Source organism: Enterobacter sp. MGH120 (assembly GCF_001037725.1).
In the GTDB taxonomy this organism is placed as follows: Bacteria; Pseudomonadota; Gammaproteobacteria; order Enterobacterales; family Enterobacteriaceae; genus Enterobacter; species Enterobacter hormaechei_C.
On the sequence record NZ_KQ089940.1, the window covers coordinates 1048132 to 1061519 of the forward strand.

Genomic DNA, 13388 nt, shown 5'->3' on the forward strand with positions numbered 1-13388 from the left:
GAATTTACGCGCTTGCTTTAGGATCCGGACCAAAGCGGTTTTCGCCCGGCGTTCCGCTCTGACAGTTGAAAATCAAAATCACGATCCAGCCGATAAGCGGGATCAACAGCAACAGCAGCCACCACGCCGAACGATCGGTGTCGTGGAGACGACGAAACAGTACGGCCCATGATGGCAGCAGAACTAACACACCATAAATGGTGGTGAGAATGCCTTCACCCCCCTCGCGTTCCCAGCCGAGGATCTTGTCCACAATGCCCAGCACCATAATCAGGACGAAGTTCACCAGAACGAACATCCAGTACTCTTTACGGCGGGCACGGCCACCAAATCCAACGTAGTTGCGCAGTACCTTTAAATACCAGTCCATTTTTCCTTGCCTCTTAATCAGTCAATCACTTGTTTTCTAAGCGATCGAGGTAAGGATAGATGTATGCTGTGAATTAAAAAAGGGAATCAATTGATTCCCTAAATAATTATCCGAAACGCACGTCGCGCCCGTGCGGTTCATCCAGGTCCTGCCACGGGCCAATGGAGATAATGCCCGTTGGGTTGATGGTCTTATGACTGCGGAAATAGTGGGTGCGAATATGGTCAAAATTGACCGTCTCCGCAATCCCCGGCATCTGATAGATGTCGCGCAGGAAACCGTGCAGGTTCAGGTAATCACTGATGCGATGCTTGTCGCACTTGAAGTGGGTGACATATACCGGATCAAAGCGGATCAGCGTCGTCCACAGGCGGATGTCTGCTTCGGTGAGGCGATCGCCCGCTAAATAACGATGCTGGCCGAGGATCTGCTCCAGGCGCTCCAGGGATCCAAACACGTTGCCGACCGCTTCGTCGTACGCTTCCTGACTGGTCGCAAAGCCCGCTTTGTAGACGCCGTTGTTGACGTTGTCGTAGATCCAGCCGTTCAGCTCGTCAATTTTCTCGCGCAGCTCAACCGGGTAGTAATCCCCGGCGCGTGCACCGTGAGCGTCAAACGCGGTATTGAACATGCGAATGATTTCAGCGGATTCATTGCTGACGATCGTCTGGTTTTTCTTGTCCCACAGCACAGGCACCGTTACGCGTCCGGTGTAGTGCGGATCGGCGCGCAGATAGAGCTGATACAGGAAATCGTGATGATAAAGCTCATCACCCGTCGCGGCCGGGAAGCCACTGTCGAACGTCCAGCCGTTTTCCAGCATCAGCGGGTTGACCACCGAAACCGGAATTAACGATTCGAGACCTTTAAGTTTGCGCACAATCAGCGTGCGGTGCGCCCACGGACAGGCGAGAGAAACATACAGATGATAACGATCTTTTTCCGCCGCAAAGCCCCCTTCGCCACTCGGGCCGGGTGCGCCGTCGGCGGTCAGCCAGTTACGGAAGGCCGAAACAGAGCGCTTAAAGCGTCCACCGGTGGATTTGGTGTCATACCAGACATCCTGCCAGACGCCGTCTACGAGTTGTCCCATTTTTTACTCCTCCGTCAGATAGCAAAAGCGAGGAGATGTCTCCTCGCTTTGAATGTAATCAGTATAGCCTGCTTACCACTTCTTATTCAGAAGACGGTCGATGCTGTAGGTGCCCGGACCCGTGATAGCCAGCAGCAGGAAGCCGCCCGCGATGGTCAGGTTTTTCATGAACATCAGGGAGTTCACGCCTTCCGCAAAGTTGCTGTGGAAGATGAACGCGGTCAGCAGGGTAAAGCCTGCGGTGAACAGCGCCGTGGTGCGGGTCAGGAAACCGAACAGCACTGCCAGGCCGCCGCCGAACTCAAGCAGAATGGTCAGCGGCAGCAGGAACCCCGGCACGCCCATCGCTTCCATATACTGCTGAGTGCCCGCATAGCCGGTAATTTTGCCCCAGCCTGCGGTGATGAACAGAACAGGCATCAGAATACGCGCTACCAGTACACCAACATCTTCTAATTTTTTCATTTTACTCTCCAGGAAACCACATCAGCGGCTAAACGTTATTTGCGTGCAAATTCGGGTAGATACCGCGTCTTTGCTGTCGATGGAGAGGAGTGTAAACGGGGCGGATGGCAAATGTTAGCAAGGAAAACTGTTAATCTTCTTCAAAGATATTGAGTAAGGGAGGGGGTTTTGCCGGGTGGCGGCTACGCCTTACCCGGCCTACACGCAATCGTAGGCCGGGTAAGCGCAGCGTCACCCGGCAAGAAGGCTAGCGCAACTGCTGTTGTCGCAGCGTGGTTTTCACCAGACGCCAGGCGCTCCAGGCGCCAAAGCCGCGGCGTGCCCAGCGGATCAGCATGTTAGGATGCCGAACCGACCAGATCGCCATCACGCTGCTGCCGACCAGCGCCCATGAGCGCAGGCTCAGGACCGTGTTCCAGCCGCGGTCAAACCGATGCGTGGCTTCAACCCAGTCTCGACGGCTGGCAGACAAATCCAGCCGCTGCTGCTGGATTTGGCTCAACAGATACGCTTTCCGCTTTTGTCGTTCGGCTTTGTCGCTCACGACTTATCATCCTCCAGCAGGGCGCGGTCGTTGGCCAGCTCCTGGCGCGTATGGCGCAGGAAGGTCGACGTGCGCGCTTTATGCAGGGTCCAGATACCGCCTATCAGCGCCGCCACCAGCAGAACCACGGTAGTCGCAATCATCGCGTTCAGACGATACTGTGGATCGATAGCCCAGATAATTAACACCATCAGGCTCATCAGTCCAAACGCGGCAAAGAGCATCGTAAGCCCAAGCATGAGCAGCATCTGGAAGAGGTTGGCTTTCTCCTCTTCCAGTTCCACTACCGCAAGCCGGACGCGCGTTTCGGCAATCCCGACCAGCGTCGTCAGAATACGCTGGCCGATGCCGAGGACGTTTTTAGCAGGCCCTTGTGCGTGACGTGGATCTTCCATAATCAACGACGCGTCAGCAGGACACCCAGCACCACACCTACTGCGGCGCCAATACCCACACCCGTCCATGGATTATCACGTACATATTCGTCTGCGCGCGCTGCCGCTTCGCGGGTCTGTTTCGCCAGCGCATCACCGGTTTCACCCAGACGGTAACGGCTCTCTTTCAGTGCCTGCTCCGCTTTGCTGCGCAGTTTGCTTACTTCTTCTTTCGATTTATCCGCAGAAGAGTTCAGCACCTCTTCCAGGGTGTCCGCCAGGGATTTCAGTTCAGCGCGCAGATTTTCTGAAGTTGTATCTTTTGACATGATTCTCTCCTGTTGAGATTTCCGTTAACTCAATAATCGCGAGCTTCCAGCGCTTTCAGTTCGTCCTGCGCCTCTTGCAACTTCCTCTCGCGCTTGGCAATTTTTTCCGCATCACCTTTAGCTTTCGCTTCCTGAAGGTCTTGACGGCGCTCGGCTATCTCGTCCTTCTGTTCAGCGATTTTTTTCTGATGATCGGCACGCAGCTTGCTGTCCGTACAGTTGTCTTTCACTTCGCTCAACGCTTTTTTCAGCCCGTCGATCCGGTGCTGATTGTTATGCTTTTCGGCATAACTGATTTCGCGTTGAATATCCTGTTCTTTCTCCTGACAAAGAGACATAGCGAAGGAAGCTGTGCTTAAAGAAAAAAGGGCCAGAGCCAGAGTGATGCGGTATTTCATTATAGAAACCTTCCATTGTGTTACGGCGTAAGCCGTGTTCCAGAACTAAGCGGAGAACATCTGAGGGGTGCTCCGCGTACTTAAGCATAGTAAGTAAACGGGAGTTTCACCAAAGTAGGTGAAAATATTCGGAATATTAGTCGTTAACCAAATCGATGCGACGTGTCGCGTAACCGTGACATCCAGGAGGCGACGTGGCTGTCATCATCCTGTTGCGCAATGATGTAACCCTGCGGCAGCGTGCGGTCCAGCACGGCTTTCGCCGCGGCGCTTTGCGCACTGGAGTCAAATTTTATCAGCAGCACATCGTCTTGCGGCGTGATGCTCTTAAAGCGGATCCCGTTCGCGTCCAGATGATGCCAGATGGAAAAACCATCCGGCACGCTGGTTCCCTGGCTCACAGGACGGATAGCCAGCGTCGACTCCTGATGCTGTAGCGCAGACCACAGCAGGATAAGAGCGCTGAACATCATCAGCGCGACGATGGCGTAAGAGAAGCGGCGCAGCGCGAGCGGGGAGATAACCATCGTTAACCCCTGGCTCCGTATTTCTTCTTCCACAGTACGACCAGGGACCCGACCAGGCCAAACACCAGCAGAACGACGGGCAGCAGCATCAGGCAAGACATCAGCTGGTCTTCGTATTTCATAAAGACCGGCGTTTTACCCAGCGCGTAGCCGAGCGTGGTCAGGATCAGCACCCAAAGCAAGCCACTCATCCAGTTAAAGAACTGGAAGCGCGTGCTGCTCAGGCCGGACAGGCCCGCAATGGTGGGCAGCAGGGTGCGTACGAATGCGATAAAGCGGCCGATCAGCAAGGCGGAAAGCCCATGCTTATGGAAAAGGTGGTGCGCCCGCTGGTGGTAATGTGCCGGAAGGTGCGAAAGCCAGTTCTGGACGATTCGCGTGTTGCCCAGCCATCGTCCCTGAATGTAACTCACCCAGCAGCCCAGGCTGGCGGCAATGGTCAAAAGCAGGACCGTTTGCGGGAAAGCCATCGCCCCTTTTGCACAGAGCACCCCGACCAGCACCAGCAGGCTGTCGCCGGGTAAAAAGGCAGCAGGCAGCAGACCGTTCTCAAGGAACAGGATCATAAATAATACAAAGTAGAGCATGCCAATCATGGACGGGTTGGCCAGCGTTTCGAAATCCTGAGCCCAGAGGGCGTTCAGTAGTTGGGTCAAAAGTTCCATTCAGTGTTCCTGGAAATCGGTTAACGTCACGCCTGTAATTCGGGAAATACAGCACGGCGACATTGTTATGATTTCATTATGGTCGCTCGCGGACACATTGATGTGTGGCCAACACTGTTCCCTGTTAATTGGCTGGTTAGCAAGCACTAACTTACAAAATAACGAAGTGAATCCAATTGTAACAAAGCCCGACGTTCTGCGTCACAGAATTTGAGGGGAAACACGATTTTGGCGTAAGCCACGGAGGGGAGCGAGAAATTTTACAAAGGCTGACACTATAGAGGTTTTCTTACCCTGTCTGGCCGGAAGGCGCGGCGGTGCGCCTGCCAGCCGTTCGGGGGATTATTTTGCGAGATTGGTCGCGGTATCGAGGTGAACGACCGGATTATCGGCAAAAAGATAGCGGTCAGCGTTAAATTCAAAGTCATCACTTGTTTCATTAAACAGCATCTGTTTGGTGTTCTCCAGGTGCTGCCACATTGCCAGTTTCGCCGCATGCGGATCTTTACGAATCAGGGCTTTAAGAATCTGGTCGTGATCGTCACACCAGTTATCCACCGTGCGGGAATCAATGTGATCGTGCAATTTCTTCCAGTACGGGTTGTGAACGCGCTGAGTCCACATTTTTTCAACGATTGCCGCCAGCGCCGTGTTCTGAGTTGCAAGGGCGACCTGGACGTGGAATTGCAGGTCCCATTCGGAATCGCGGAAACATTTTTCTTTACGCGCGTGATCCTGGATTTCCATCAGCTTCATGATGTCCTGCTTGGTCACCTGCGTCGCAGCAAATTCCGCAATGTTGCTTTCAATCAGCTGGCGTGCCTGGAGAAGCTCAAACGGACCGTAGCTGGCAAACTCCAGACTTTCGTCCGGGGTGGGGGAGTGTTTCGCCTGGCTGGAAATCACATGAATGCCGGATCCTTTGCGTACCTCAACATACCCTTCCACTTCCAGCATGATGATAGCTTCGCGGACCACCGTGCGGCTGACGCTTTTTTCATCCGCAATGAAACGCTCAGCGGGAAGTTTATCACCGACAAGATAGACCCCTTGCTCGATGCGATCTTTCAGCTCGGCGGCAAGTTGTTGATATAAACGACGTGATTCGGTGATTTCCATATGCGCTCCAGACAGGGTACGGCGAATGATTTGTTATACCACTTTTGCGTGCCACTCTCCAGATTTCGCCATGAAAAAAGCCGCCCGGAGGCGGCTTTTGAGAAGATTTTGCCGGGTGGCGCTGCGCTTACCCGGCCTACGATTTTATTGGGTTTTGTAGGCCGGGTAAGGCGGAGCCGCCACCCGGCATAACAACACTAACTCTGCGTCGCCGGTCCCCCGAGGGACTCTTTCGCCAGTTCATCGGCGGATTTGCTCTTCAGTACCGTCCAGATAACCACCGCACCCATCAGGTCGAAGACAGCCAGTACCGCGAACAGCGGACTGAAACCAATCGTATCCGCCAGCGCGCCAACCACCAGCGCAAACAGGGTACTTGCGGTCCAGGCGGCCATCCCGGTCAGGCCGTTGGCGGTAGCGACTTCGTTACGACCAAACACGTCGGAAGAGAGCGTAATCAGCGCACCGGACAGAGACTGGTGAGCAAAGCCCCCGATACACAACAGGGCGATAGCCACGTAAGGGCTGGTGAACAGGCCGATCATGCCCGGGCCGATCATCAGCAGGGCGCCCATGGTGACCACCATCTTACGGGACACAATCAGGTTCACGCCAAACCAGCGCTGGAACAGCGGTGGCAGGTAGCCGCCGACGATACAGCCCAGGTCTGCAAACAGCATTGGCATCCAGGCGAACATCGCGATCTCTTTCAGGTTAAAGCCGTAAACTTTAAACATGAACAGTGGGATCCAGGCGTTAAACGTACCCCAGGCCGGTTCTGCCAGGAAGCGTGGCAGGGCGATACCCCAGAACTGACGGGTGCCCAGGATCTGCCAGACGGACATCTTTTTGCCGTTGTCGGTCTGATGCTGGGATTCCTGACCATTAATGATGTAGTCACGTTCTTCGTCAGAAAGCTTTTTCTGGTCGCGCGGGTGTTTATAGAAGATCAGCCACGCCATGGCCCAGGCAAAGCTCAGCACACCGGAGATTATGAACGCCATCTGCCAGCTGTGCATCACAATCGCCCACACCACCAGTGGCGGAGCAATCATCGCCCCGATGGAGGAGCCCACGTTGAAGTAACCGACAGCGATAGAACGCTCTTTTGCCGGGAACCATTCAGAGCTGGCTTTCAGACCCGCGGGGATCATCGCCGCTTCGGCAGCACCTACCGCACCACGCGCCAGGGCCAGTCCGCCCCAGCTGCCGGCTAGCGCGGTCGCCCCGCAGAAGACGGCCCAGGCTACAGCGAAGAAGGCATAACCAATTTTTGTACCCAGAATATCAAGAACATAACCTGCAACAGGCTGCATTACGGTGTAAGCGGCAGAGTAAGCCGCAATGATGTAAGAGTATTGCTGCGTGGAGATATGTAACTCTTCCATCAACGTTGGCGCCGCTGCTGCCACGGTGTTACGTGTCAGGTAGCCCAGCACGGTGCCGAGCGTCACCAGTGCGATCATGTACCAACGTAACCCTTTAATTTTACGCATGTAAAACCTCATCGTTATGTTATTTCCGTGTCGGGACACGGCAACAACTCAACCGTTGCCGGGAGCTGTTCTGTAACGGGAGGGGCGTAACCGGGAACCTGTCCCGGAACGGCCCGAACCTTGCCATAAGTAATCGTGCTAAGTCGGCTTCCGTACCGTTAAATCCGATGTATCAAACACCGGTAATGCATTCCGTCGGCTTATAGTTTGCGACGGCGAAAAGATAACTTGTCATACAACTTTAAAAGGTGAGTGACATCACAAAAGTGTGAATCTTTGTAGGGACATTATGCGGCGCGCGTAAAGCCAGAACTGGCGCGGCCTGCGAGAGGGTTTACCCCTTTGAGGGTAATTTATTTGTCGACGTTTATTGATCTAACTCACGAAAAAAACGTCGGACTCTGGAAATTGGTGTGATAACTTTGCAGCATCTGAACATAAGCTTTCTGACGCTCCCGTAATGAGGAAGACGATAATGACACCGTTTATGACCGACGATTTTCTGTTAGATACCGAATTTGCTCGCCGCCTGTACCACGACTACGCAAAAGACCAGCCGATTTTCGACTACCACTGCCATTTACCGCCGCAGCAGGTTGCCGAAAATTACCGTTTCAAAAACCTGTATGATATCTGGCTGAAGGGTGACCACTATAAGTGGCGCGCAATGCGCACCAACGGCGTGGCCGAGCGCCTGTGTACCGGCGACGCGACCGATCGCGAGAAGTTTGACGCCTGGGCGGCTACCGTTCCCCACACCATCGGTAACCCGTTATACCACTGGACGCACCTCGAACTGCGTCGTCCGTTTGGTATCACCGGCAAGCTGCTCTCTCCCGCCACGGCGGATGAAATCTGGGAACAGTGCAACGAACTGCTGGCGCAGGATAGCTTCTCGGCGCGCGGTATCATGAAGCAGATGAACGTGAAGATGGTGGGCACCACCGACGATCCTGTCGACTCTCTGGAGCACCACGCGGTTGTCGCGAAGGACAGCACGTTTGACATCAAAGTGCTGCCAAGCTGGCGGCCGGATAAAGCCTTCAACATCGAACTGCCGACCTTTAACGACTATATGGCGAAGCTGGCGGAAGTGTCTGACACCGATATCCGTCGCTTTGGCGATCTGCAAACCGCGCTGACCAAACGTCTGGATCACTTTGCCGCACACGGCTGTAAAGTGTCTGACCACGCGCTGGACGTAGTGCTGTTCGCGGAATCCAGCGAAGCTGAGCTGGACAGCATTCTGGCGCGTCGTCTCTCCGGCGAAGCCCTGAGCGAGCACGAAGTGGCGCAGTTTAAAACCGCGGTGCTGGTGTTCCTCGGTGCGGAATATGCCCGTCGCGGCTGGGTTCAGCAGTATCACATCGGCGCGCTGCGTAATAACAACCAGCGTCAGTTCAAACTGCTGGGCGCGGACGTGGGCTTTGACTCCATCAACGACCGTCCGATGGCGGAAGAGCTGTCAAAACTGCTGAGCAAACAGAACGAGCAAAACCTGCTGCCAAAAACCATTCTGTACTGCCTGAACCCGCGCGATAACGAAGTGCTGGGCACTATGATCGGCAACTTCCAGGGCGAAGGGATGCCGGGCAAGATGCAGTTCGGTTCCGGCTGGTGGTTTAACGATCAGAAAGACGGCATGGAGCGTCAGATGACGCAGCTGGCGCAGCTCGGCCTGCTGAGCCGCTTCGTTGGCATGCTGACCGACAGCCGCAGTTTCCTCTCCTATACCCGCCATGAATATTTCCGCCGCATTCTGTGCCAGATGATTGGCCGCTGGGTGCACGCGGGCGAAGCGCCAGCGGATATCCAGCTGCTGGGCGAAATGGTGAGAAACATCTGCTTTAACAATGCGCGTGACTACTTCGCCATTGAACTGAACTAAGGCCGTTTGAGGTTGATATGCAATACATCAAAATCCATTCGCTGGATAACGTTGCCGTCGCGCTGGCCGATTTAGCCGAAGGGACGGAAGTGACCTTCGACAACCAGTCGGTGACGTTACGCCAGGCCATTGGACGTGGACATAAGTTTGCCCTGATCCCCATCGCGAAAGGGGAGAACGTGGTGAAGTACGGTTTGCCCATCGGTCATGCGCTGGCGGATATTGCGCCGGGTGAATACATTCATTCCCACAATACCCGCACCAATCTCAGCGATCTGGACGAGTACAGCTATCAACCTGACTTCCAGGCAGAAGAAGGACAGGCGGCCGATCGTGAGGTGCAGATCTACCGCCGCGCCAGCGGGGAGGTGGGGATCCGCAATGAACTGTGGATCCTCCCGACCGTCGGCTGCGTGAACGGGATCGCGCGTCAAATTCAGACGCGTTTCCTGAAAGAGACCAACAATGCTGAAGGCACCGACGGCGTGCATCTGTTCAGCCATACCTACGGTTGTTCCCAGCTGGGCGACGACCACATCAATACCCGCACCATGCTGCAAAATATGGTGCGCCACCCGAACGCGGGGGCGGTGCTGGTGATTGGCCTCGGCTGTGAAAACAATCAGGTCGACGCCTTCCGCGACACGCTGGGCGAGTTCGATCCCGAGCGCGTGCACTTTATGGTGTGTCAGCACCAGGACGACGAAGTGGAAGCGGGCGTTGAACAGCTGCACCAGCTGTATGAGGTGATGCGTCACGACAAGCGCGAGCCGGGCAAGCTGAGCGAACTGAAGTTTGGCCTGGAGTGCGGCGGATCTGACGGGCTTTCCGGCATTACCGCTAACCCGATGCTGGGCCGCTTCTCAGATTACGTCATCGCCAACGGCGGCACCACGGTGCTGACCGAAGTGCCGGAGATGTTCGGCGCAGAGCGCATTCTGATGAGCCACTGCCGCGACGAAGAGACCTTTGAGAAGACCGTCACCATGGTCAACGATTTCAAACAGTACTTCATCGCCCATAACCAGCCGATTTATGAGAACCCGTCGCCGGGTAACAAGGCGGGTGGGATAACCACGCTGGAAGAGAAATCCCTGGGCTGCACCCAGAAAGCGGGCGCCAGCCAGGTAGTGGACGTGCTGCGCTACGGTGAACGGCTGAAAACGCACGGTCTGAACCTGCTGAGCGCACCGGGCAACGATGCGGTCGCCACCAGTGCGCTGGCGGGAGCGGGCTGTCACATGGTGCTGTTCAGTACCGGGCGCGGCACGCCGTACGGCGGATTTGTGCCAACGGTGAAAATCGCCACTAACAGCGAGCTGGCGGCGAAGAAAAAACACTGGATCGACTTTGATGCCGGCCAGCTGATCCACGGCAAAGCGATGCCGCAGCTGCTGAGCGAATTCGTGGACACGATTGTGGAATTTGCCAGCGGCAGGCAGACCTGCAACGAGAAGAACGACTTCCGCGAGCTGGCGATCTTTAAGAGTGGTGTGACGCTATAAGTGCTTTGTCGGGTGGCGCTAGCGCTTACCCGACCTACTGAACCCTGTAGGCCCGGTAAGGCGTAGCCGCCACCGGGCTTTTCTTTTTAACTGCGCAGCGCGTTCTTCGCTAAACGCGCATCTTCCGCCTGACAGGCCGCCGCGGTAAACAGCACGTCGGTAGAGGAGTTCAGCGCGGTTTCGCAGGAATCCTGCAATACGCCGATAATGAAGCCGACCGCGACAACCTGCATGGCAATCTCGTTCGGAATACCGAACATGTTACAGGCCAGCGGGATCAGCAGCAGCGAGCCGCCCGCCACGCCGGATGCGCCACAGGCACACAGTGATGCAACGACGCTCAGCAGCAGCGCGGTTGGCAGATCCACCGGAATGCCCAGCGTATGCACCGCCGCCAGCGTCAGCACGGTGATGGTGATCGCCGCACCTGCCATGTTCACGGTTGCACCCAGAGGAATCGACACCGAATAGGTATCGCGATCCAGATTCAGCTTCTCCGCCAGCGCCATGTTGACCGGAATGTTTGCCGCCGAGCTGCGGGTGAAGAAGGCATACACGCCGCTTTCACGCAGGCAGGTCAGCACCAGCGGATACGGGTTGCGGCGGATCTGCCAGAACACCAGCAGCGGGTTGATCACCAGCGCCACCAGCAGCATACAGCCGACCAGGACGACCAGCAGCTGCGCGTAGCCCCACAGTGCATCGAAACCGGTGGTGGCCAGCGTCGAAGAAACCAGACCAAAGATCCCGACTGGCGCAAAGCGAATCACCAGCTTCACCATAAAGGTGACAGCGTTGGACATATCGTTCACCAGGTTTTTCGTGGTCTCGTTACCATGACGCAGCGCGAAGCCCAGACCGATCGCCCAGACCAGGATGCCGATGTAGTTCGCGTTCATCAGCGCGGTGACGGGGTTAGAGACCATGCTCATCAGCAGACCGCGAAGCACTTCCACAATCCCGGACGGCGGGGTGATATCACCGGCCGCGCTGGTCAGGTGCAGCGTGGACGGGAACAGGAAGCTAAACACCACGGCCGTTAAGGCAGCAGAGAAGGTTCCCAGCAGATACAGGAACAGAATAGGGCGAATGTTGGTTTTTTGTCCGTGCTGGTGGTTGGCAATCGACGCCATCACCAGCATCAGCACCAGTACCGGGGCGACGGCCTTCAGTGCGCCAACGAAAAGGGTGCCGAGCAGCCCCGTCGCTTCCGCGGCAGGTTTTGACACCATCGCCAGCAGAATACCCAGTACCAACCCGACCAGAATTTGTTTTACAAGACTGCCCTGCGCCAGGCGCGCGAACAGACCGCGTGATTGTGTGCTCATACGTTATTCCTGAGTGAAATTGCGTTCCATCCTGATGTGCTCTAAGTCACATTTGTGTCCGGATGTAAGTATTTGTTTGCCTGGTTGAGTATCAGGGAAAGCAGCGAAAGGCGGAAGCGTAAAATGCTGGATTTTACGTGTTGTGTCATGTTTTTTAACTATTGGTTAACGAAAGTGCCGGGTGGCGCTACGCTTACCCGGCCTACGGGGTGACGTTGTAGGCCCGGTAAGCGTAGCGCCACCGGGCAAAACGCACTAAGCCTGCTGCTTCTTATCGTGCTGGCGGTTAACCCAGGTATTGATAATCAGCGTCACCAGCAGAATGCCAAACACCACGCCGAGCGAAATGGCGATCGGAATATGGTAGAAATCGACGATCAGCATCTTGATACCGATAAACACCAGAATCACCGACAGACCGTACTTCAGCATTGAGAAGCGCTCTGCCGCACCCGCCAGCAGGAAGTACATCGCACGCAGGCCGAGGATGGCGAACAGGTTAGAGGTCAGCACGATGAACGGGTCGGTAGTGACCGCAAAGATAGCCGGGATACTGTCCACCGCGAAAATCACGTCGCTCAGTTCGACCAGAATCAGCACCAGCAGCAGCGGGGTGGCGAACAGCAGGCCGTTCTTACGCACGAAGAAATGCTCGCTCTCGATCTTGTCCGTCATGCGCAGATGACCCCGGATCCACTTCACCAGCGGCTTATCACCGATACCGGTATCGTCTTCTTTCGCCAGCGCCATTTTTACCCCGGTGAACAGCAGGAACGCGCCAAACACATACAGCAGCCATTCGAACTGGGTAATCAGCCAGCTACCGGCGAAGATCATGATGGTACGCAGGACAATAGCGCCCAGCACGCCGTACACCAGCACGCGACGTTGCAGAGCCGCAGGTACGGCGAAGTAGCTGAACAGCATCAGCCAGACGAAGACGTTATCAACCGCCAGCGCTTTTTCAATCAGATAGCCGGTGAGGAAGGCGAGTGCCTGAGGATCGGCCACCGCGCGGCCTTCGGTTAAGGCCAGATACCACCAGAAGGCGGCGCAGAAGAGGAGTGAGAGGGTAACCCATACCAGCGACCAGACGGCGGCTTGCTTGACGCTCATGCCGTGCTCGCCGCGACGGCCCTGCAAAAAGAGGTCGATTGCCAGCATGATGAGCACGACAACCGCGAATCCGCCCCACAGCATTGGAGTGCCGACAGAATGCATACTATTTTCCTTACACATAAAAAACAAAAACGGCCATGGTCAGAAGACGATAGCCGTTAGCTTTTT

The 13388-nt window shown here is 55.6% G+C and carries 15 protein-coding genes; 2 read left to right on the forward strand and 13 right to left on the reverse strand.

The features are described 5' to 3' along the window. Nucleotides 1–4: 4 nt before the first annotated feature. From SK54_RS04955 to SK54_RS05005, 11 genes are all read right to left on the reverse strand, one after another. Nucleotides 5–370, reverse strand: coding sequence for a DUF805 domain-containing protein (locus tag SK54_RS04955; RefSeq protein ID WP_015571946.1), 366 nt, complete (start codon nucleotides 368–370; stop codon nucleotides 5–7). 106 nt (nucleotides 371–476) lie between these two features. After that, nucleotides 477–1463, reverse strand: coding sequence for a glutathione S-transferase family protein (locus SK54_RS04960; RefSeq protein ID WP_017382429.1), 987 nt, complete (start codon nucleotides 1461–1463; stop codon nucleotides 477–479). Between the two features lie 72 nt (nucleotides 1464–1535). Continuing rightward, on the reverse strand, nucleotides 1536–1928 hold the full coding sequence (locus SK54_RS04965) for a DoxX family protein (protein WP_039269694.1): 393 nt from the start codon (nucleotides 1926–1928) through the stop codon (nucleotides 1536–1538). A gap of 247 nt (nucleotides 1929–2175) precedes the next feature. Beyond that, on the reverse strand, nucleotides 2176–2472 hold the full coding sequence (locus tag SK54_RS04970; protein WP_003862649.1) for a YqjK-like family protein: 297 nt from the start codon (nucleotides 2470–2472) through the stop codon (nucleotides 2176–2178). Next, nucleotides 2469–2867, reverse strand: a complete 399-nt coding sequence (locus SK54_RS04975) for a phage holin family protein (RefSeq protein WP_003862647.1) — start codon at nucleotides 2865–2867, stop codon at nucleotides 2469–2471. The genes SK54_RS04970 and SK54_RS04975 overlap by 4 nt, the downstream gene beginning before the upstream one ends. 2 nt (nucleotides 2868–2869) lie before the next feature. Further along, nucleotides 2870–3175 (reverse strand): ElaB/YgaM/YqjD family protein, encoded by a 306-nt coding sequence (locus SK54_RS04980; RefSeq protein ID WP_003862645.1) that lies wholly within the window; start codon nucleotides 3173–3175, stop codon nucleotides 2870–2872. Nucleotides 3176–3204: 29 nt separating this feature from the next. Beyond that, the gene (locus SK54_RS04985) at nucleotides 3205–3573 is read right to left on the reverse strand and encodes a DUF1090 domain-containing protein (protein ID WP_047051210.1); all 369 of its coding nucleotides are present in this window, start codon (nucleotides 3571–3573) and stop codon (nucleotides 3205–3207) included. 143 nt (nucleotides 3574–3716) lie between these two features. Continuing rightward, the gene (mzrA, locus tag SK54_RS04990; protein ID WP_003862640.1) at nucleotides 3717–4100 is read right to left on the reverse strand and encodes an EnvZ/OmpR regulon moderator MzrA; all 384 of its coding nucleotides are present in this window, start codon (nucleotides 4098–4100) and stop codon (nucleotides 3717–3719) included. A 2-nt stretch (nucleotides 4101–4102) separates the two neighbouring features. Beyond that, a complete protein-coding gene (gene yqjA / locus SK54_RS04995; RefSeq protein ID WP_003862638.1) occupies nucleotides 4103–4765 on the reverse strand; it encodes a DedA family general envelope maintenance protein YqjA in 663 nt (220 codons plus the stop codon). Nucleotides 4766–5107: 342 nt separating this feature from the next. Beyond that, nucleotides 5108–5884 carry a transcriptional regulator ExuR gene (gene exuR / locus SK54_RS05000; RefSeq protein ID WP_003862635.1) on the reverse strand — a complete coding sequence of 259 codons (777 nt, stop codon included), beginning with the start codon at nucleotides 5882–5884 and terminating at the stop codon, nucleotides 5108–5110. 197 nt (nucleotides 5885–6081) lie between these two features. Continuing rightward, nucleotides 6082–7380 carry an MFS transporter gene (locus SK54_RS05005; protein WP_047747010.1) on the reverse strand — a complete coding sequence of 433 codons (1299 nt, stop codon included), beginning with the start codon at nucleotides 7378–7380 and terminating at the stop codon, nucleotides 6082–6084. A 475-nt stretch (nucleotides 7381–7855) separates the two neighbouring features. On the opposite strand from SK54_RS05005, the gene uxaC reads away from it, so the two are divergent. Then, nucleotides 7856–9268 (forward strand): glucuronate isomerase, encoded by a 1413-nt coding sequence (uxaC, locus tag SK54_RS05010; protein WP_048246827.1) that lies wholly within the window; start codon nucleotides 7856–7858, stop codon nucleotides 9266–9268. A gap of 17 nt (nucleotides 9269–9285) precedes the next feature. Further along, nucleotides 9286–10773 carry a UxaA family hydrolase gene (locus SK54_RS05015; RefSeq protein ID WP_015571940.1) on the forward strand — a complete coding sequence of 496 codons (1488 nt, stop codon included), beginning with the start codon at nucleotides 9286–9288 and terminating at the stop codon, nucleotides 10771–10773. 86 nt (nucleotides 10774–10859) lie between these two features. Here the strand turns inward: SK54_RS05015 and sstT are convergent, their stop codons facing one another. Together sstT and SK54_RS05025 are read right to left on the reverse strand one after the other, a co-directional pair. Continuing rightward, entirely contained in the window at nucleotides 10860–12101 is a 1242-nt protein-coding gene (gene sstT, locus SK54_RS05020) for a serine/threonine transporter SstT (protein WP_017382425.1), read from the reverse strand. A gap of 255 nt (nucleotides 12102–12356) precedes the next feature. Beyond that, the gene (locus SK54_RS05025; protein WP_017694290.1) at nucleotides 12357–13322 is read right to left on the reverse strand and encodes a TerC family protein; all 966 of its coding nucleotides are present in this window, start codon (nucleotides 13320–13322) and stop codon (nucleotides 12357–12359) included. Between the last annotated feature and the right edge of the window lie 66 nt (nucleotides 13323–13388).

Coding starts and splice junctions, on each gene's coding strand:
- SK54_RS04955 (WP_015571946.1), bottom strand. CDS start 370: ATGGACTGGTATTTAAAGGTACTGCGCAACTACGTTGGATTTGGTGGC.
- SK54_RS04960 (WP_017382429.1), bottom strand. CDS start 1,463: ATGGGACAACTCGTAGACGGCGTCTGGCAGGATGTCTGGTATGACACC.
- SK54_RS04965 (WP_039269694.1), bottom strand. CDS start 1,928: ATGAAAAAATTAGAAGATGTTGGTGTACTGGTAGCGCGTATTCTGATG.
- SK54_RS04975 (WP_003862647.1), bottom strand. CDS start 2,867: ATGGAAGATCCACGTCACGCACAAGGGCCTGCTAAAAACGTCCTCGGC.
- SK54_RS04980 (WP_003862645.1), bottom strand. CDS start 3,175: ATGTCAAAAGATACAACTTCAGAAAATCTGCGCGCTGAACTGAAATCC.
- SK54_RS04985 (WP_047051210.1), bottom strand. CDS start 3,573: ATGAAATACCGCATCACTCTGGCTCTGGCCCTTTTTTCTTTAAGCACA.
- mzrA (WP_003862640.1), bottom strand. CDS start 4,100: ATGGTTATCTCCCCGCTCGCGCTGCGCCGCTTCTCTTACGCCATCGTC.
- yqjA (WP_003862638.1), bottom strand. CDS start 4,765: ATGGAACTTTTGACCCAACTACTGAACGCCCTCTGGGCTCAGGATTTC.
- exuR (WP_003862635.1), bottom strand. CDS start 5,884: ATGGAAATCACCGAATCACGTCGTTTATATCAACAACTTGCCGCCGAG.
- SK54_RS05005 (WP_047747010.1), bottom strand. CDS start 7,380: ATGCGTAAAATTAAAGGGTTACGTTGGTACATGATCGCACTGGTGACG.
- uxaC (WP_048246827.1), top strand. CDS start 7,856: ATGACACCGTTTATGACCGACGATTTTCTGTTAGATACCGAATTTGCT.
- SK54_RS05015 (WP_015571940.1), top strand. CDS start 9,286: ATGCAATACATCAAAATCCATTCGCTGGATAACGTTGCCGTCGCGCTG.
- sstT (WP_017382425.1), bottom strand. CDS start 12,101: ATGAGCACACAATCACGCGGTCTGTTCGCGCGCCTGGCGCAGGGCAGT.
- SK54_RS05025 (WP_017694290.1), bottom strand. CDS start 13,322: ATGCATTCTGTCGGCACTCCAATGCTGTGGGGCGGATTCGCGGTTGTC.